At 44.2% G+C, this 19,815-nt stretch carries 21 protein-coding genes and 1 other RNA gene; 7 read left to right on the forward strand and 15 right to left on the reverse strand.

The annotated features are described in order from the left end of the window. Positions 1–373: 373 nt before the first annotated feature. Both rnpB and rsmI read right to left on the reverse strand, forming a co-directional pair. An RNA gene (rnpB, locus tag JK628_RS21795) (RNase P RNA component class A) lies at positions 374–717 on the reverse strand. A gap of 72 nt (positions 718–789) precedes the next feature. Then, positions 790–1,632 (reverse strand): 16S rRNA (cytidine(1402)-2'-O)-methyltransferase, encoded by an 843-nt coding sequence (gene rsmI / locus JK628_RS21800; protein WP_202286982.1) that lies wholly within the window; start codon positions 1,630–1,632, stop codon positions 790–792. Positions 1,633–1,734: 102 nt separating this feature from the next. On the opposite strand from rsmI, the gene JK628_RS21805 reads away from it, so the two are divergent. From JK628_RS21805 to dolP, 4 genes are all read left to right on the forward strand, one after another. Beyond that, complete coding sequence (locus JK628_RS21805) at positions 1,735–3,636, forward strand: penicillin-binding protein activator (RefSeq protein WP_202286983.1); 1,902 nt, start codon at positions 1,735–1,737, stop codon at positions 3,634–3,636. Between the two features lie 88 nt (positions 3,637–3,724). Next, a complete protein-coding gene (locus tag JK628_RS21810; protein ID WP_237524094.1) occupies positions 3,725–4,066 on the forward strand; it encodes a YraN family protein in 342 nt (113 codons plus the stop codon). Between the two features lie 61 nt (positions 4,067–4,127). Then, a complete protein-coding gene (locus JK628_RS21815; RefSeq protein ID WP_202286984.1) occupies positions 4,128–4,721 on the forward strand; it encodes a phosphoheptose isomerase in 594 nt (197 codons plus the stop codon). Next, positions 4,718–5,287 (forward strand): division/outer membrane stress-associated lipid-binding lipoprotein, encoded by a 570-nt coding sequence (gene dolP, locus JK628_RS21820; protein ID WP_202286985.1) that lies wholly within the window; start codon positions 4,718–4,720, stop codon positions 5,285–5,287. The genes JK628_RS21815 and dolP overlap by 4 nt, the downstream gene beginning before the upstream one ends. Before the next feature lie 30 nt (positions 5,288–5,317). Here dolP and JK628_RS21825 read toward each other — a convergent pair whose 3' ends face one another. Continuing rightward, positions 5,318–6,202, reverse strand: a complete 885-nt coding sequence (locus JK628_RS21825; protein WP_202286986.1) for a DMT family transporter — start codon at positions 6,200–6,202, stop codon at positions 5,318–5,320. Between the two features lie 145 nt (positions 6,203–6,347). On the opposite strand from JK628_RS21825, the gene JK628_RS21830 reads away from it, so the two are divergent. Continuing rightward, on the forward strand, positions 6,348–7,220 hold the full coding sequence (locus JK628_RS21830) for a LysR substrate-binding domain-containing protein (protein WP_202286987.1): 873 nt from the start codon (positions 6,348–6,350) through the stop codon (positions 7,218–7,220). A gap of 62 nt (positions 7,221–7,282) precedes the next feature. On the opposite strand, the gene trpS is transcribed toward JK628_RS21830, so the two are convergent. Genes trpS through rpe form a run of 3 tightly spaced genes read right to left on the reverse strand, consistent with a single transcriptional unit; the run spans position 7,283 to position 9,665 of the window. Next, positions 7,283–8,284: a tryptophan--tRNA ligase gene (trpS, locus tag JK628_RS21835; protein WP_202286988.1), complete on the reverse strand. Its 1,002-nt coding sequence runs from the start codon at positions 8,282–8,284 to the stop codon at positions 7,283–7,285. Between the two features lie 4 nt (positions 8,285–8,288). Further along, positions 8,289–8,987, reverse strand: coding sequence for a phosphoglycolate phosphatase (locus JK628_RS21840; protein WP_202286989.1), 699 nt, complete (start codon positions 8,985–8,987; stop codon positions 8,289–8,291). A gap of 3 nt (positions 8,988–8,990) precedes the next feature. Next, entirely contained in the window at positions 8,991–9,665 is a 675-nt protein-coding gene (rpe, locus tag JK628_RS21845; protein ID WP_202286990.1) for a ribulose-phosphate 3-epimerase, read from the reverse strand. A 203-nt stretch (positions 9,666–9,868) separates the two neighbouring features. Between rpe and JK628_RS21850 the strand changes: the two genes are divergently transcribed. Further along, entirely contained in the window at positions 9,869–10,204 is a 336-nt protein-coding gene (locus JK628_RS21850) for a hypothetical protein (RefSeq protein WP_202286991.1), read from the forward strand. 7 nt (positions 10,205–10,211) lie between these two features. Continuing rightward, positions 10,212–10,397 (forward strand): DUF2970 domain-containing protein, encoded by a 186-nt coding sequence (locus tag JK628_RS21855; protein ID WP_202286992.1) that lies wholly within the window; start codon positions 10,212–10,214, stop codon positions 10,395–10,397. Here JK628_RS21855 and JK628_RS21860 read toward each other — a convergent pair. From JK628_RS21860 to JK628_RS21900, 9 genes are all read right to left on the reverse strand, one after another. Next, complete coding sequence (locus tag JK628_RS21860; RefSeq protein WP_202286993.1) at positions 10,394–11,233, reverse strand: Dam family site-specific DNA-(adenine-N6)-methyltransferase; 840 nt, start codon at positions 11,231–11,233, stop codon at positions 10,394–10,396. The two genes, JK628_RS21855 and JK628_RS21860, sit on opposite strands and share 4 nt — an antisense overlap. A gap of 48 nt (positions 11,234–11,281) precedes the next feature. After that, a complete protein-coding gene (locus tag JK628_RS21865) occupies positions 11,282–12,709 on the reverse strand; it encodes an ATP-binding protein (protein ID WP_202286994.1) in 1,428 nt (475 codons plus the stop codon). A gap of 148 nt (positions 12,710–12,857) precedes the next feature. Next, complete coding sequence (aroB, locus tag JK628_RS21870; RefSeq protein ID WP_202286995.1) at positions 12,858–13,937, reverse strand: 3-dehydroquinate synthase; 1,080 nt, start codon at positions 13,935–13,937, stop codon at positions 12,858–12,860. Between the two features lie 3 nt (positions 13,938–13,940). Beyond that, on the reverse strand, positions 13,941–14,456 hold the full coding sequence (gene aroK / locus JK628_RS21875; RefSeq protein ID WP_202286996.1) for a shikimate kinase AroK: 516 nt from the start codon (positions 14,454–14,456) through the stop codon (positions 13,941–13,943). 215 nt (positions 14,457–14,671) lie between these two features. Then, positions 14,672–16,690, reverse strand: coding sequence for a type IV pilus secretin PilQ (locus JK628_RS21880; RefSeq protein ID WP_237524246.1), 2,019 nt, complete (start codon positions 16,688–16,690; stop codon positions 14,672–14,674). A gap of 53 nt (positions 16,691–16,743) precedes the next feature. After that, a complete protein-coding gene (locus tag JK628_RS21885) occupies positions 16,744–17,259 on the reverse strand; it encodes a pilus assembly protein PilP (protein ID WP_202289927.1) in 516 nt (171 codons plus the stop codon). Beyond that, entirely contained in the window at positions 17,259–17,873 is a 615-nt protein-coding gene (locus JK628_RS21890; RefSeq protein ID WP_202286998.1) for a type 4a pilus biogenesis protein PilO, read from the reverse strand. The genes JK628_RS21885 and JK628_RS21890 overlap by 1 nt, the downstream gene beginning before the upstream one ends. Further along, positions 17,870–18,451, reverse strand: a complete 582-nt coding sequence (locus tag JK628_RS21895; protein ID WP_202286999.1) for a PilN domain-containing protein — start codon at positions 18,449–18,451, stop codon at positions 17,870–17,872. The genes JK628_RS21890 and JK628_RS21895 overlap by 4 nt, the downstream gene beginning before the upstream one ends. Beyond that, on the reverse strand, positions 18,439–19,518 hold the full coding sequence (locus JK628_RS21900) for a pilus assembly protein PilM (protein WP_202287000.1): 1,080 nt from the start codon (positions 19,516–19,518) through the stop codon (positions 18,439–18,441). The genes JK628_RS21895 and JK628_RS21900 overlap by 13 nt, the downstream gene beginning before the upstream one ends. Between the last annotated feature and the right edge of the window lie 297 nt (positions 19,519–19,815).

Here is a 19,815-nt window from a genome sequence, read left to right on the forward strand (position 1 = left end):
GTAAATACGGTAAACGAATGATTTTGGATGGGACAAAAAGCGCCGATGTAAAAATAGCGGCTGGATAAAAAATTGAACATTAACAATGACTAAAAAATTAACTTTGTTTTACTATATGCTGTTAAAGATGTTCTTTTCCTAAAAAATCCAATGATAAATTTGCAAAGTAAAGCTCTAGGCAGAGGATTAAAACATCGAAAGTTTAACAAACACGATGAGTTTTCGAAGGGAAATAGATGCCAATAAATATAAATGGCCAATTCTACTGGCAAGTAAATTTATAGCTAAGTCTAATAATAGCGCTAGCAACAGCTCTTTGAATAATGCCATAAATGCAAAAGGCCTCACATTGCTGCGAGGCCTTTTACGTTAATAGGTGAGTTGGCCGATAAGCCGGGTCCTGTCGTGGACAGTTATTCATCTAGGCCTGCAATTGCTCACAGGCTCAAGCGACCTACCCGGTCCCAACGCGAGCAGCGCCATACGGGACCCTATTTGGTCTTGCTTCGGGTAGAGTTTACCTTGCAACGGACTATTACTAGCCGCCCGGTGCGCTCTTACCGCACCCTTTCACCCTTACCAACCGAAGTTGGCGGTCTCCTCTCTGCTGCACTTGTCGTCGGTTCACACCGCCCAGGCGTTACCTGGTACCCTGCTCTTTGAAGCCCGGACTTTCCTCCCCGTTCTTGCGAACGCGGCAACTGTCTAGCCAACTCGGCGCGGATTATAGCCTAAGCTCAAGCAACAAACCAAGGACTTTCACCTTTGATGCTTACGATTAAAGTAATATTAGAGACCGATCGCTAATCCGTGCTTATAAAGTGCGTTCTTTTTAATGCCGTAGATCTGCCCAGCAATCGCTGATGCCTTTTTTAATGGCAGCTCTTCACACAATAACTTTAGCGTTTCAATCACCACAGTAGAGAACTCTGACTCTTCATCACTGCGGTGGCCATGACACATCAATACTATTTCACCACGTTGCTGGTTTGGATCGTCTTTAACCGTTTGCAAAACTTCGCCTACAGGGCCCGACAAGAAGGTCTCAAATGTTTTGGTCACTTCTCGCGCCATCACAATTTCACGGTCTTCGCCGAGTGCAGCTGCAATCGACTCTAAACTGTGGACGATACGGTGCGGTGATTCATAAAAAATCAAGGTGCGTGGATCTTCTTTAAGCGCGCTGAGTTTATCTAAGCGGCCTTTCTCTTTAGAGGGGAGAAAACCTTCAAAAGTGAAACGGTCTGAGGGTAAACCTGAAGCGCTCAATGCGGTAATGGCTGCGCAAGGGCCTGGCAGTGGGATCACATTAAAGCCCGCTTCACGTACCTGCTTCACCAAGTGATAACCTGGGTCAGATATCAGTGGCGTGCCAGCATCAGAGATAAGTGCGACTGACTCACCATAGCCTAACTTTTGAATGATCCACTGCGCTCTATCGCGTTCGTTATGATCATGCAACGCGGTTTTACGCGTTTCAATACCAAAGTGGCTCAACAACTTACCACTATGACGTGTATCTTCGCAGGCGATGAGCGACACTTGATTAAGCACCTCAATTGCACGGCTACTTATATCCCCTAAATTCCCGATTGGCGTGGGAACAATGTAAAGCGCGACCGACAGGTCCATATCTACCTCAGTATTGACTTATAGCAAGAGTTTTTAACAAGACTTTCGCCAAGCGTAAGAGCAGGTTAAACTATTGACAGCATCTTACCAGAGTGAAGACCTGTGTTAAAAAGACTGAATTCAACTAAATTTATCTCAATCGCGATTTTATCTGCAGTTTTATTCGGTTGTGGAACTCCTACGGCTCCCGTAAAGACTGAAAAGACACAAGTTTCTTTGTCTGCTGTGACAATGGCGTCATCACAGTACTTGGCGCTGGCGGCCAACGAAAAAAACCGTGAAACTCGTGATAAGTATGTTTTATTGGCGGCACATGCACTTCTCAATGAAGGTAACGCCAACGCTGCAGACAAAACATTAACGTCTATTGCGCAAGAAATCACACAAAAACCTGAGCTGCTAGCAGAGCACAAATATCTGAGCGCACGTGTTTTAGAGGTAATTTCGACCTATGACCATGCACTGAAAACACTCGACTACCCTAGCACTTGGACACTACCGAATTGGCAATGGGTGAGCTATTACCAATTCAAGGCGCGCCTCTATCAACATATCAACCAGCCGATAGAGCAAGTAAGACAGCTAAGCTTATTGAGCCAGTACTTACCCACTACACAGGCTTTTGAGGTCAATGATGAAATCTGGCGGTCCTTGCAGCCCATTAGCGAAAAAACGCTACTCAGTTTTCGCGATGACCGTAGTAACCCCACTTTTCAAGGTTGGGTACAATTAGCCTATATCGCTAAACATTACGCGATTAATCCCAATGATTTGGTTCGTCAACTCGGCAGCTGGCAACAGCTAAACCCCAACCATCCAGCGGCAGCTAAATTGCCTACGGATCTAGAGAAAGCGCTCAATACTAAGCCCTATCAACCTAAAAACATTGCGGTACTATTACCACTAACGGGCCCACGAGCCGTTGTTGCAAACACCGTTAAACAGGGCATTATTGCCAATTACATGGCAACGGGTGATGACAGTGTTGCTGTTAACTTTTTTGACACAGCACTTGGAGCACAACTTGCTTATCAACAGGCGGTAACTGCTGGTGCTGAGTTTATTATTGGGCCGCTACTACAGTCAGAGGTGGAGCAGTTACAGAATATGGATAGTGCTCCCACGACAACAGAGCAACGGGGCTCAAGCACCACAGCAACGCGAGCGATCACACCGACAACTACAACACCTGTAGCGAAAAAGAGTATTCCGCAGCTGTATCTAAATCATATCGATGATTTTACGCCACAAGATGACAAATTTTTCTTTGCACTATCACCAACAGATGAGGCTATCGATGCCGCGCAACGACTCTATAACGACGGCATAGAGCAGCCATTATTACTTGTGAGTAATGATGCTGTTGGCCACCGCATGGCTGAGAGTTTTAGCGAGGCTTGGCAGCAATTGACTCAAAAACCCGCCGAAATTCATTACTATGATGGCGGTGACAAAATGAAGGTCACGGTACAAAAAGCATTGGGTGTTATTGACAGTAAAGAGCGCATTGCACGCATTAAAGCGATCTTAACACCCAAAATAGAGGCTGACTTCCGCTCTCGCCGTGATATTGATGCTATTTACATGATCTCGGCTAGCCGCGATTTGCTGCTATTAAAACCGTTTATTGACGTCAACTTCAGTGTATTTGCACAGCCAGTGCCGCTTTACACCACCAGCCGCAGCCGAATTGAAAGCAATACCCGTGAAACGGCAACCGAATTGAATCATCTGACTATTAGTGACATTCCTTGGTTAATAACCCCTAACACTGAAACTCGTATGGTGAATGAGCTATGGCCGAACTGGAGTAACAGTCGTAAACGCTTGTACATTATGGGCTATGACGCACTCGATTTAGTCGGTAAACTTGCACAAATGCGCGCACTACCCGGCTACCAGTTTTCCGGCCGTAGTGGCACACTATCAGTTCAAGGTGACGGAACGATTAACCGCCAGTTGAGCTGGGGTCGTTATCAACGAGGTAACTTGCGCCCACTTTAAGAAAATTCTTTAAACTGACATGTAAATGTTTAACGCTCGATAACGACATAGCGTTATATTCAAATACCGCCACAAGGATGCAGCGAATTTGAAAGAGAGAACAGCCGTGAAAGGACAAGCTGCTGAAAATGCCGCGCGGCAATATTTGGAACAACACGGACTTAAGTTTGTCGAACGAAACGTGCGCTATCGTTTTGGTGAAATCGATATTATTATGCGCGACGGTAAAGATTGGGTATTCATTGAAGTTAAGTATCGCACCCATACCCAATACGGCGGCGCGGTTAACGCATTAAGCCTTGCTCAAACGCAACGCTTAAGAAAAGCCGCGAGCCATTACATTCAATTGAACCGAATCGACGCTATCTGTCGATTCGATGTTATCGCCGCCGATCCCTCAGGCATACAATGGATCCGCGACGCTTTTTAAACCGATTTAATTTTAATTTGCGCGTTTGCTAAAACGCTATATACAGACATAAGGTAACTCCATGTTAGAGCGCATTAAAGACAGCTTTACTGAATCTATTCAAACCAAAATTGATGCTTCTGAAGCATTGCCAGAGTCAATTGCCAAAGCGGCAGAGATGATGGTGCATTGTTTGTTAAGCGGCAATAAGATCTTAGCTTGTGGTAATGGCGGTAGCGCTGGTGATGCGCAGCATTTTTCTGCCGAGTTATTGAATCGTTATGAAATAGAACGTCCACCTTTACCTGCTATCGCATTGAGCTGTGACACATCAACGATCACCGCGATTGCGAACGACTACAGTTATGATGAAATTTTCTCCAAGCAAATAATGGCACTCGGTCAGCCCGGTGATATTCTGCTCGCCATTTCAACCAGCGGTAACTCTGGAAACGTGATTAAGGCGATGGAAGCAGCACTTAGCCGCGATATGACCATAGTGTCGTTAACCGGTAAAGACGGTGGCGCAATGGCAGGGCTATTGAGTGTCAACGACGTTGAGATCCGTGTGCCGTCAAAAGTGACAGCCCGCATCCAAGAAGTACACTTACTGGCGATTCACTGCTTGTGTGACAACATTGACCGCACGCTATTCCCGCAGGACGAATCAGCATGATAAAGCTGCTACCGTTAATTGCCATACTGCTCATGCTGCAAGGCTGTGCGGGCGCAGTAATGGTGGGGGCTGTTGGTGGCGTCATGATGGTCAATGATGAGCGTAGTTTTCAAACTCAGCTTGATGACACTAACGCCGATTTCAACATCTCTAGTGCGCTATCATCTCATGATGACCTAAAAAACCAAGCCAATGTCAGCGGGATTGTGATGAACTCAAATGTATTGATGATTGGTCAAGCGCCCAACTCAATGCTGCGAGATAAAGCGATTCGCACAGTACAAGAGCTTAAAATTGGTGGCAAGATCCATAATCAAATTCGGATCGGCAACCCCACCTCCTTTACCACTCGTAGTAATGACACTTGGATAACCACCAAGGTGAAAAGTCGCATGCTCAGTGAAGATAATCTCGATGTCACTAACATTAAAGTGGTCACTGAGAATGGTGAGGTATTTCTCATTGGGTTAGTGGAGCGCCAGCAAGCCGATCTTGCTGTGGACGTTGCCCGAAATACAGCCGGCGTGCGCAAAGTGATTAAGGTATTTGAGTACACCGACTCGTAACCTTAATCAGCCCTGCGACCGTTTAAGAGATCATCGCGCATTGTGCTCGATGATTTTTTTTGCGCTGCTATTCAGTATTTTATGGCTTAACCAAGGAATGAATAACGACGGCAGTACAATAAAACCTGCGCCAACCCAGCTTAATGCATCCAGCCACTCCCCAAATAACAACCAACCAAAGAACACACAAAATAGAAGTCCAGCGTACTCCGCAATCGCTATCTGGCTCGCTTGTGCACGTCGATAAGCCAATACACAAAACCAATGATATGCCAACAAAAAGCCACTGCTTAAGCCAGCTATGGCCACTAACGACCAACTTAGCCCCTCTAACCCTTGTACAGCAACCATCACTATCACTAGCGGAATACTCAGCGCGTTATAAAGCATCAATGTCACTGTTGGATCTTCTGTATCCGGCAACTTTCGCAATGCCAGCTGATTGATCGCAAAGGTAGATGCCGAAATAAGTACCGCAACGCCAAACCAATTTATCTCACTCGGCCTTAGTAGAATTAAGATGCCAATAAATCCGAAGATGGTTGCCAGCCATTGCCATGGGGTCACCCGCTCTTTTAAAAACACGCACCCCAACAGCACTATGATTAGCGGTGCCGAGAAAAATAGTGAACTCACCGTAGCGATGGGTAGCGCCATCAATCCCATGATGAGGCACACAGCCCCCATAGCACCGGTGTTAGCCCTAAAAAGGTGTAATTTAAGGTGAGAGGTTGTTGGACGACGGGCGATAAACCATATCGGTAGTAACATCAATACCGACAGCACTTGCCGCAACAACAAAAAAGTTGCCGCGTTACTGCCCTCTGGCATCCATTTAATCGACACATCGTACAGCGCACTAAAAAGATTGCCGAACACCAGCAACCCAATGCCAATCGTGACATTTGACCTCATCTTTACTTCCACCAGCTAACTCTATATTTGCGGATGATATAGCGCTTAAATCACGACATGAAATGATGTTTTTTACTCAAGCATGAATTAAACTAATACTATGAACAAGATCACTTATTTAACTCATACCATCTAAGATAAAACAATGAGAAAACTACCACCACTCAGAGCCTTGCAGGTGTTTGAAGCTGCAGCAAGACAAGCGCATTTTTCCAAAGCAGCCGCTGAGCTATGCATAACCCAAAGCGCGGTTTCACATCAAGTCAGGCAATTGGAGGAGCACTTTGGTGAGCGATTATTTACCCGAGAGGGACGCCAGCTACGCTTAACAACCAAGGGCAAGCATCTGTACGAGTCATTGGAGCGGATCTTTAATGAACTCAGCGATCTCAGTATGCAGATCAGCGGCGATAGCAACGATCAACTACGGCTAGCGGTTTATAGCTCATTTGCCATTAAATGGTTAATCCCTAGGCTAAGCAGCTTTAGAAGACAACATCCTGAAATAAAAATCCGCCTCGATATGATCACCGACGACCCCGAGCTTAGTGATGGTGTGGCAGATATGTTTATTACCGGCCAGAGCGGACAACCAGGTTACTATCATCAGTTGCTACATAAGGAACGCTTAGTGCCGGTGATCAGCCCCAGCTTGATGACACCCGATTACCTGCCAGTGGATGAGTTAGGCTCACATCCATTACTCACGGTCGATGAAGGGCCTTTAGGGCTAGACTGGGACCGTTGGTTTGTCGCCAATGATATGATTTTGCCGCCAGAGCAACAGCAACACCTCTTTAGCCATGTATTACTGGCCATTGAAGCCGCAATTGCAGGCCAAGGGATAGCGCTGGCTTCTGACTTTATGGTGCAGGCTGATATTGAAAAAGCGCTGTTAGTAGAGTTAGCACTACCCGACATATTGACGGGGTTTGAATTCTATTTCAGCTGTAAGCAGCGTCGTTTAAAAGAGCCAGCAATTGATGCATTTGTGAATTGGCTTAATCTGCAGTCCTAGCCCACAAAAAAGCCAGCGTATTACGCTGGCTTTTATTGCATGCTGAACTTAGTTACTGATAACTAGACAATCATGCCGATTTTTTCGTACACCTGCTTTATGGTCACTTCAGCACGGGCTTTAGCTTTTTCCGCCCCCGCTTTAAAGACAGAATCGAGATAAGCTTCGTCTGCTCTGAATTTTTTAAAGCGAGCTTGTAGAGGCTCAAGCATAGCAACAACGGCTTCGCCTGTGGCGACCTTTAAGTGGCCATACATCTTGCCTTCAAAATCTTTCTCAATCGCTGCTAGTGATTGACCGTTACAGCCAGACATCAAACTCATTAAGTTAGACACACCCGGCTTTTCCTCAACGTCAAAACGCACCACTGGTGGCTCTTGCCCATCGGTCATCGCCTTTTTGATCTTCTTCATAATCGCTTTAGGATCATCAAGTAAACCAATGACATTGTTACGGTTATCATCTGACTTAGACATTTTCTTTGTCGGGTCTTGCAGTGACATCACCTTGGCACCCATTTCAGGGATAAATGGCTCAGGTACCACAAATGTTTCGCCGTAAGCATTGTTGAAGCGAGTTGCAATATCACGCGTTAGCTCTAAATGTTGTTTCTGATCTTGGCCAACAGGCACTTCATTGGTTTGATATAGAAGAATATCGGCCGCCATTAATACAGGATAACCGAACAAGCCAACATTGATATTATTAGCGTGTTTTTGCGACTTATCTTTGAACTGCGTCATACGGTTAAGCTCACCCATCTGGGTGTAACAGTTCAATGCCCAGCTAAGCTGTGTGTGCTGTGGTACTTGAGACTGTAGAAATACGGTGCTCTTATCAGGGTCTATACCACAGGCAAGATAGATCGCTAAGGTGTCTAAACACGCTTCGCGCAACTTGGCTGGATCCTGCCTTACGGTAATCGCATGTAAATCAACAACACAATAAATACAGTCGTGAGTGTCTTGTAAACCAACCCACTGACGTAGTGCACCCATGTAATTACCAATACTCAGCTCACCAGATGGTTGAGCACCACTAAACACGATAGGTTTTGCAGTCATTCTTTTATTGCTCCATTGATTCAGCGGTGATATTTAATAGCGCTGAAATTTCATTAAATTGTTCACATACCGCAGCAGGGCTGCTCAGCCCAATATCTTCACCGTAGTTGTAGCCATAGGTCAAGCCTATTGACGCAATCCCGGCGGCTTTTGCGGCTAATATGTCATTTTTCGAGTCTCCGACCATTAAGAGGTGTGCGGGCTCAAGCTGCCATTGCTGCAATATATGCGTTAACGGCATAGGGTCTGGTTTCATTTTTGACAATGAATCTCCACCCAAGACTATCGAAAAGTAACTGTCTAGCTTAAACGCTTCAAGCAAGGGCACCGTAAATTCATAAGGTTTATTCGTGACGATCGCCAACTGATAGCCCGCGGCATAAAGCTGCTGCAACACTAATTCGACCTTGTCATATAAGCGACTATGCTGCTGCAGATTCTGCTGATAGAAATGCATAAACCTTGGCATACAGGCCGCTAGTTTTTCGTCACTGACTTCGAGCTCCAGCGCAAAACAGAGTGCTCGACGCATCAGCATTTCGGCGCCATTACCGACCCAGCTACGCACCTGCTCTTGAGTACATAAAGGTAAACCCAGCTCCTGCAGCGTAGCATTGGTCGCCGCCGCAAGATCAGGAACGCTATCAATAAGCGTCCCATCTAAGTCAAATGCTACCGCTTTAATTTGACTAAAGTCAGCCATCAGTTAAGCCTCAATACTTGCTAATTCAGTACGCATTTGGTCGATAACGACTTTATAGTCAGGCTTATTGAAAATAGCCGAACCGGCGACGAACATATCTGCGCCCGCAGCAGCAATTTCAGCGATGTTGTCGACTTTAACGCCACCATCAACTTGCAGGCGAATATCATAGCCGCTGTCATCAATCAGCTTACGCACTTGGCGTAGCTTATCTAAGGTTGATGGAATAAATGACTGACCACCAAAACCTGGGTTAACCGACATCAATAGGATGACATCGAGCTTATCCATGACATGATCTAAGTAATGTAGCGGCGTTCCAGGGTTAAACACCAGACCCGCTTTACAACCTGATTCTTTGATCAGCTGCAAACTACGATCTAAATGCTCACTCGCTTCAGGGTGAAACGTAATAATTGAGGCGCCCGCCTTAGCAAAATCAGGAATAAGGCTATCGACCGGTTTAACCATTAAGTGCACGTCAATATCAGCTGTTACACCATAATCACGCAATGCTTTGCAGACCATAGGTCCAATCGTTAAATTTGGCACATAGTGGTTATCCATTACATCAAAATGAACAACATCGGCCCCCGCGTTCAGTACCGCGTCAACGTCTTCACCTAGACGAGCAAAATCTGCTGATAAAATAGAAGGAGCAATCAAAAATGGACGCATAACAAACCCACCAGTATGTTTAAGAAGTGCACTATTCTACCTTTTGCAGCGCATGCGCTCTATACCTGTAAGCTTATTTAACCAAATTGGTGGCTTAAAAAAATTCATTGCCATGGCAAAACAGAATTTAAATGTAAAATATGTTTAAAATATGACCTTCTTTGCTATAATGTTTCGACTGCATGCAATAATAGGAGGGCGACGTGAAGGGATTACTCAAGAAAACAGCAACATTTAGAGCGACTGTTATTCTTGCTGTCGTTACTGCAGCTGTTGGAACTATTAGCTTAACATCTCAATCTTCAGATTTAGCCTCTAGCGCTTGTGTTTGCGATACCGCAACCAGCAGCTATAACCCAGGCCTACCTGCAAGTCATCCGAATAACCGCTGCGCTTCTCAATCTGATGATTTGAGTTGGAAAAGTTGGTTATCGGGTAAAAGTCAGAACAATCAATTACATTTCATCGACCTATTGGAACTGCTCCATGGTCACCAAAGTGCGCCAATGAGTAATGGCTCACCGATGAAGGGCGAATAAGAGCGCTATGCTAAAACAATGGTGGCAAGTGCTATTGAGTACTTTAGCTGCCTTTATTGGTGTGCAGACAGAGCAAAACCGACTTAAAGACTTTCAAACATCCTCGCCAGTCCCCTTTATTGTAATGGGAATTCTGCTCGCTATCGCATTTGTATTAAGCCTGTTATTGATTGTCAGTCAAGTTGTAGGCTAATCATTCTCGCTATGATACGAATCATCGTATAACGCCATCAGCTCATCAACTTTCTTACGACTGCTGCCTTTCTGGCTAATATTACGCTGCACTTTAATCGAGTCAAACATCGCACCGTGATAAAGCTCTCTGGTCAGTGGTATATCATGGTTACTGATCAGCACCGGAATGCCACGTTCAATTGCCGTATGGCGTGACTTTCTAGCCAGCAACGCTTGGTCATCTAATGAAAAACCAGAACCGACATAGGTGGTAAAACTCGCTGTTGATGACAGTGGTGCATAAGGCGGATCGCAGTAAACCACATCACCATTTTCGGTCATATCAATGGCTTGCTCGTAGCCAATACAGCGGAACTCAGCACGTTGAGCTTTTATCGAAAATGCACGAATTTCATTTTCTGGGAAGTAAGGCTTTTTATACGAACCGAATGGCACGTTAAAGCCACCTTTACGGTTATAACGGCAAAGACCGTTAAAACCATGACGATTCATATAAAGAAAATAAACAGAACGTTTAAAAGGGTCTTTAGTCTCGTTAAAGCTGGTGCGAACCTTATAGTACGCTTCCTTTTGATTCATCTCTGGGACGAACAGTGCTTTGGCAGCCTTAATATACTTTTCAGGATCGGACTGCACTATCTTATACAAGTTAATCAAATCTTGATTAATGTCGCACAATAGGTAGCGGTCATAGTCTGTATTAAGGAATACTGAACCTGCGCCCACAAAAGGTTCAACCAGCCTATCCCCCTGCGGAAGGTGTTCTTTTAGCAACTCAATCAGTTTAAATTTTCCGCCAGCCCACTTTAAGAAGGCCCTTTGTTTTTTAATCATTTAAATTGATTGAATCTAATAAAAAGACAGCTGGTGATTGTACTATGTTTATTCTTTAATTTCACGAATTGGAAGCCTATCTTGTAACTCATATTGGCTAAGATCTTGCCACTTTCTAATCCAAGGTGCAGAAATTTTGGCGTTTGCTGTTAATTTCAACGATTGCTCTCTCGCTTGCTTTACCGAGCCAAACTCACCCATGAATACCACCCAACGGCTTTTATAGCGTGCAACCATTACGCCCTTTTCCGCTTTTACACTGTCTAACATTCTTGCTAAAGAATCTAAACGCTTAACACTGGCTAATTGTAGGGTGTAGCCTTGAACAGGCTTTTGCACTACTTTGGCTACAACTTTTCCATCATTAACACTGCTAGGGTTTGCCTTAGAATTAGCTGAAAACGTTTCAATGTGGGTTGCCGTTAAAGGTTTGCTAACCTCAGTGCTAACTTGTGCAACGTCCTCAAATGAGTCATCAACCGCCTGCAGTTGCTGGCTGTCTATCAGATCAGGCTCAACTCGCAATTTGTCATCAACGCCGTCAATCAGCAGTCTCTGACGACTTTCTGACTCATTTTGCGACGCAGCGATAGACTGAGGCACGAGATAGCCAGCCAAAAGCCGTTCACCATATTCAGCCAAAAAGGGGGAGTTCAATACTGGCTTTCCAGCAAAAATGACCGCACTAGCTTGTTCTACAGTCTGTTCCTCGGTATCCATTAAGAGCCAAGCCAGTAATGTTAACGTTAAAAGAACGAACGCTCCGACGATAAATAGCTTGGCTTTAGATTTTTCGGCAGGCTCTTCAGCCCCTCCATTAAGCGCCAACTCAAGTAAGGTTACCACCTCTTTCGGACTGCCGTTTTGCGCCTCTAATCTATCTTTTACGATATCTCTCGGCGTAAAAGGCTGTGCCTCACTACGGCTTAACAACGTGTAATAGAGTCCTTCTCTTTCGGCGCAATCGATAGGTTCAATATCTAATGGGAGTAGCAGCTGACGCTGGTCGATGGGTAACTGCTGTAGAACATCATTTAAAAAATCGACCGGGGATGTCATCGTCACATTGACTGTTTTTCCTGCAAAAGACATCTGACTTAAGACGATACATTCAGCCCAGATCTCTAACGGTATATAGTGGGCATCATCGAGTACGATACAACTTGCTGACGGCAGGGCTGAAGCGACTCTCAATATGGTTTCAGGCAAAGGCAGTTCATCGTCAAATACTGGCTCAGCTAACAACTGCACTAATATTTTGCGTCTAATTTCAGCGCTGTCGCAATGTTTAGGGCAAATGACCAATGCAGAACTAAAGCCTTCAAGCTCATTTAGCAACGCAGTGACAAGCGTGGTTTTCCCGGCACCATTTTCGCCGGTGAGCACGATAAGCTGCTGACCATACAAGCTTATATGCTGTAGTCGATTTAGCAGGGCTTCTTGGCTAGGCAGTAAAATTGAACCTGTTAAGGACATTTAGATCTTCGCTCCCACAAGAGAAAGCTCAATCCATGGCTGAAAATGACGTAGCAAAAATGGCCTATGCTTGATAAACATAGGGTCTTTACCCGTAATAAAACTTGGAGGACTATATTTAGATTTCACCGAATACCTGCTACATAATTTATGCGCAGTCGATAACCTCTTGAAGTAGCTCATCAGTAACATTGCTATAAACGCCCGCCCGGCCTAAGCCTTCCGGTAACACTAAACGCAATTGTCCTTTAAGTACTTTCTTATCTCGGCGCATATGTTTAATGAATTGTTCAAACTTCATTGTTTCTGGTGCTGTAATAGGCAGATCAAATGCTTTAAACAGTGCCGTAACACGACAAACAATTGACTCTTCTACTAGCCCCAGCTTATATGAGGTAATTGCAGCAAGGACTGTGCCAGCAGCAACAGCTTCGCCGTGTAACCACACGCCATAACCCATTTCAGCCTCAATGGCATGCCCAAAAGTATGTCCCAAATTAAGCAGCGCTCTTACTGCTTGCTCTGTTTCATCCTTTTCAACAACATCCGCTTTGATTTCACAGCAACGGCCAATAGCATATTCAAGCGCTTGAGTATCAAGTGCCTTCAATGCGTCAACATTGTTTTCCAACCAGCTAAAAAACTCTGCATCCCACATAATGCCGTACTTGATAACCTCTGCCATACCAGCAGCAAATTCTCTTTTAGGCAAGGTGTTCAAACAGTCAGTATCAATCAAAACATATTTCGGCTGATAAAAAGCACCGATCATATTCTTACCCAAAGGGTGATTAACAGCTGTTTTTCCACCTACTGATGAATCTACTTGAGACAACAGCGTGGTCGGGAATTGGATAAAGTCGATACCGCGCTGATAACTAGCCGCAGCAAACCCTGTCATATCTCCAATTACGCCTCCGCCCAATGCAATAAGTACCGTATCACGGCCCAAATTTTGTTGCAGCAAAGAGGTGAAAATTGAATCCATCTGGCTCAGCGTTTTATATTGTTCGCCATCAGGTAAAATCACGGGAGTAACACAGCTGAAATCGGACAGCATGGCTTGTACTTTTTCAAGGTACAGTGGCGCTATCGTTTCATTGGTGACAATGAGGATATTTTTGTCTTTAAGATAGCGAGCCAAGGGCTCGCCATTACTTAACAAATTCTGGCCAATTACGATTGGGTAACTACGTTCACCGAGTTCAACCAGAACCTGCTTAGTCATATCTTAAAAACCTAATTGCTCAATTATGTGGTTTGCAACTACTTTCGCACTTTGCTCATCGGTTTTAACGATAACATCAGCGATCTCTTCATAAAGAGGGTTACGCGCCTCGGCTAGAGTTTCTAGCACTTCTCTTGGATCATCTACTTGAAGTAGTGGACGACGCTTATCTCTTTGCGTGCGCGCTACTTGTTTGTCGATTGTGGTCTCGAGGTAGACAACAATCCCACGAGCAGAAAGATTATTACGGATCTCTTTGCTCTGAATTGAACCACCACCAGTTGCTAACACGATACCCTGCTTCTCGGTTAAATCAGCAACAACTTGTGTTTCGCGAACGCGGAAGCCCTCTTCGCCTTCGACATCAAAAACCCACGCAATATCAGCGCCTGTACGGCTTTCAATTTCTTGATCTGAATCGTGGAACTCTAAGTGCAGCATCTGTGCCAGATGACGGCCTATAGTGCTTTTACCAGCCCCCATAGGACCTACTAGGAAAATATTACGTTTTTCGGCCATTGCGATATATGTCTGAATCTTATTTGAAGTTTGCCTACGCCAACCCGAAAACGAGAGTTGACCTTAAATGTTACCTTGCTCTATTGAGACTTGACCGCTGATTATCTCAGCTAACCGCTATTGATGGCAAGCGAAGTAACACATTTCTATCAAAAATCTATTTCATCTTGTAAAAAGCCAGTGTTAAACACTGGCTTTTTATTGGTTTATTGCGATTACAGTGATTCGGAAATAATTTTAGGGGTCACAAAGATAAGCAGCTCTTGTCGCTCATTCTTATCCGATGTACTTCTAAACATAAATCCAAGGTAGGGGATGTCGCCCAAAATAGGAACTTTACTTACGCGACTAATCAATTGTTGTTGATATATACCGCCCAATACAATCGTCTCACCATGATCCACCAGCACCTGTGTACCAATGCGCTGTGTATCGATAGAGACTGCTTCTCCCGTTGGCGTGGCAACCACTTTACCTTGCGAGTCTTGGGTTATCTCCAAATCAAGGATCACGCGATTATCAGGGGTGATCTGCGGCGTCACTCTAAGCGATAAGACTGCTTTTTTGAAAGTCACTGTTGTAGCACCACTGGAGCTAGCCTCTACATAAGGGATCTCAACACCCTGCTCAATGTAAGCCGACTTCTGATTTGAAGTCGTAATCCGTGGGCTTGCAATAATCTCCCCTTTATTTTCCTGCTCCAGTGCACTCAACTCAAGATCGAGTACCGTACCATCGGCAAGTTTGGCTACGGAAAATGCAATACTGGTTGCGTTAGCTGCCGCCGCTGGCAAATTAACGTTCAATCTATCGTCTAGGCTCGGAATGATGCCATTAGCAATGCTATTCGCGCCCTCAAGACTTCCCGACGTTCCCTTAGTACCTTGCTGGTCTGTTATCCCCCAACGTACACCTAAGTCCTCTGCTACGTCGTCTTTAACCGTAACCATTCGCGCTTCAATTAATACCTGCTTAATAGGAATATCAAGCACTTCTATTAAACGGTGGATGCTTTCCAATGTTTCTTCTGTATCTTTTACTAATAACGTATTGGTTCGCTCATCTACTGCGACACTGCCGCGAGTTGATAATAAGCTTGAATCTTCACCTTTTAGCAGCGCTGCAATATCAACGGCTTTAGCGTAGTTAATTTGCAAAAATTCAGAATATAATGGTGCTAACTCTTTAACTTCTTGTAAATTTTTAAGCTCTTGGCTCTCTCTGATTGCAATCTCTTCACTAGGCGCAATCATCAAGATATTGCCTTCAATTCGCTTATCCAGCCCTTTGGTTTGCAAGATAAGGTCGAGCGCCTGATCCCAGGGCACATCGTCGAGTCGCAGTGTTATATCACCTTCAACAGTATCGCTAACGACTAAATTGAAATCGTTGTAGTCAGCAATAATCTGCAACACAGTCCTAACGGACATATTTTGGAAATTTAAAGAGAGTGAGCGCCCATCATATTTTTTTTCTTCTTTGACAATATCAAGGCGTTTTGCCTTTTTCATGCTGAGCTTAAATAGACGACCATCTTGTTGGTAGTCATACTCATACATACCCTCGATATCAATTAGAAAGCGACTAGTGAGCTCCTCTTTAAAGGTTTCAAAGCTCTTAACTGGCGTTGCGAAATCATGAACATCCATGACATAAAGTAGCTCAGAGCGGATATCGGTGTTATACAGTTTAAGCTCAAGCTTAGCGCCGACTTGTTCTACATTTGCCGCGACTGAGTTGTTTTCTAGCTTAACCAGTAATTGACCACCGCCATCTGATGTACGTTTAAAGTCGATACTTTCAATCCCATTTGTAAAAGGGTTATTCTCTGTATCATGACGATTCACTACCTCATCATTGATAGTCAGCCTATAAGTATTACCGACGATTCGTCCTTGATATGCTTTAACACTTTCTAGCCCTACAAACACTTGCATGCTCGTACCGCTTTGTACTGTGCTGACAGTTTCAACACCCACTATTTCAATGGGAAGCGTTTGTTTTTCAAGTCCAGAAAGGCTATCTGCAAAGCCTAAGATGATCTGTGCTGGATTAGCGTTCAGTTCAATTTCGGGGGCATCAATATCATTTTCGAATACCAACTGTAACTCTAATTGGTGATCAACTACCGCATGATATTTGACATCGATTAATTTATTCGCCGCATTTGCTAGCGGAGCCATTCCCAATAGGAGCGCAAGGCTAAAGCTAACCTTGATAAAAGACGCGGCCATTGCGAAGGCACGGTGCGTGATAGACAGTCTCATGATCCCCTCAGTCATTCTTATTATTCTCCTGTTAGTTCCATGCTGCTATTTCGTTCCGTCCAGCAGCCAGATCCGTCTGGAATTAACTCTATAATGTCGATTGTTTGCGGCGTTACTTTGGCGATTTTGCCATGGTAAAGCCCAAGATATTGGCCAGTTCCCAAGCGATAAACGCTGCCATCACTTGTTTCAAGCAGAGCCCAAATAGTATCAACTTCACTTAAGGTGCCACGCATTTTCAAATTATCCAGCGCGTATGTTTCTAATCGCCCTTTACGACGTTTAAGATCAGGTTGTAAACAGTCCTTGCTGGTATCAATAACCTCTTCGGTCAACTCTCTAGACGGAGGAATGTACGGGCTACGTATAAGGTCTGCTTGATAAGCGAAATGTTTAAACTTGGGCGTTTCTTTTAAAGGTTTGATATGTGCAACATGCTGGGCTTTGGTCGTCGTGACAAATAGCTCAAGATCACTTCTGTCCCCGACACAGCCTGAAAGTAGCATTGCAGCAAAGATTACCGGGAATATTTTCATCATTTAGCTGCTCCCTCTGTTGCTGGCAACTCAGTACCCTCTTTAAAGCGATAAGTCTTAGCTAAAATATCCATGGCCAGTGAACCACTGTCATCTCGCTTAATCACGAAATCATGCAAGCTAACAATACGCGGTAACTTTGCGACACCACTAACAAGGTGACCAAGCTGATGATAATCTCCGCTGACAGCAATTTTGATCGGGAACTCGATATAAAACTCTCTAACTATCTCTGAGTCCCAATCTAAACTCTTAATTTTAAGCCCTGCATCAGTCGCAACAAAAGTAACATCATCAAGTAACCCTGGCATTTCGTTTTGCGACGGTAGCATTTTTAACAGCTCGGAAAACTGCAACTCCATCACAGCTAACTGCTCTCGATACAGTTTAAGGTTTGCGGCTAATTGATATTTTGATTTAAAATCCGTTTTTAACTGCTGCTCTTTTTGCTGTTCGGCATTTAATGCATCGAGCGCATCCGATACAAACAAAAAATAACTCGCAACGAATACGCAAATAGCCAGCAGTGCGGCAAACACGATTTTAACCAACTTGGGCCAAGCGCCAATATTCTCAAAATCGATATCGTTAAATTGACTTAGGTCGAGATTCATTGACTCGCTCCTTTTGCCATGCTCAGTTCTGCCATTTCACTATCTGCGATGGTCACTCGGAGCGTAAATCGTTGCAGTTGTCTTAGCTCAGCATTTTGAGCAATGATAGATTGCATATTAGGATCTTGCAGCCAAGCAGAGGTCTTAACCTTGCGCATCATATTGGCGACATTATTATTAGACTCACTGCGCCCCTCTATCCATAACATACTGCCCTTTTTCTCTATACTGGAAAGATAGATCCCTGCAGGCACAATACGCACGAGTTCATCTAGAACATGTGTCGGCAAATTTCTAGATTGCTGAAGCCCTAAAATGATTTCGGTACGACGCTCAATGTCCTTTTTACGCGTTCTAATTACTGTGATTTCCGCGATTTGCGCTTCAAGTAATTGAATTTCTGATTGTAAATAGGCGTTACGCCCTTTTTGATCGTCAGATATTACATCGATCGCCATAAGAGATAGATAAACGATAAGGCCAGAAACTAAGAAAACCAGTGCAAGTACACCGGTATAATCTCTTTTTTGTTTTTCTCTCGCATCTTCACGCCAAGGTAAGAGGTTTATGTTCGCCATTCAGCATAACTCCTTAATGCCAGTCCACATGCCAACATGTATTTACCTATGTCTGGCTGGAGTTGCTGCCTAACGGCGTCATCGGCATGCAAGCAACCTTTAAAAGGGTCGCCAACAATGGTATTAACACCTAACTCATTGACCATAAGGTTAGTCATACCTTCAAGCCTAGCAGTGCCGCCACAGAGTACAATGTGGTCCACTCTGTCTTTACCACTAGAAGTGCAGTAAATCTGTAGGGTACGTTTGATCTGCTGCAGTAGCTGAGTTTGAAAAGGAGATAACACTTCAAACATATAGTTCCGTGGAAGCTCACCCGCTAACTTAGCTTTTTCAGCCTGCTCATAGGTCATACCGTAGAAAGAGAGTATTGATTGGGTAAATTGCTCTCCACCAAATGCCTGCTCCCTCACAAAGGTGGTTTCACCATTTTCAACAACTGAAAAAGTAGTAATACTGGCGCCAATATCGACCAGTGCGATAATTTTGCTTGCTGCACCTTCTGGCAATTGCGCAGAAATGACTTCAAATGCACGGCCCAATGCATATCCTTCGACATCGACAACTTTGACCTCGAGGTTAACGTCATCCAGCGCATCGATACGACTATCAATATTTTCAGAGCGACAAGCACTCAGTAATACATCCACCTTGCTAGGATCTGTTTGATTGGCACTGAGGGTTTCAAAATCGATATTAACTTCATCTAGCGAATAAGGGATAAGATTGTCAGCTTCAATTTCTATTTGAGCTTCCATCTCCTCTTCACTCAGAGAGGCATCCATATAGATGACTTTAGTCATTACAGCGGAACCAGATACCGCAACCGCTGCAAATTTTGTGGTTTTAGGAAGTGTGCGCTTAACTTGCTTTAACGCCTCGACAACCGCTTCACTGTCTCGAATTTCATGATCATTGACAGCCCCTTTCTTCAGCGGGATCGCAGCATGGCTTAGTATTTTATATCCATCAGCAGTCTTACTCAGCAGTATTGCTTTAACTTCATGGGAACCAATATCAATCCCAACCATCTGCGGAGCCTGACGCTTCCATATATTCGAAAGCATAGTCCAACGTCACTTTTTTATTATTTTCAAAAATAGATTAGCACACAATCTACGCGTTATAGCTATTTGTACAAAATGTTTCTAGATTTTACAATTGCCATTTTATTGACTTTTAATAACTACTTATATCCCTCTGTGACGCGTCAAACTAAAAACACAGTTCATTTTTTAGTATCTACACTAATTTTAAGTAAAATGTAGTAATAAAAACTAGCAATGTCACTACTAGCAGCATTTAAATCTGCCGTCACAGTTCTGACGGCGGCTATTTTTCAGGCGAATTTATTTCCAATAACA

Source organism: Shewanella sp. KX20019 (genome assembly GCF_016757755.1).
In the GTDB taxonomy this organism is placed as follows: domain Bacteria; phylum Pseudomonadota; class Gammaproteobacteria; order Enterobacterales; family Shewanellaceae; genus Shewanella.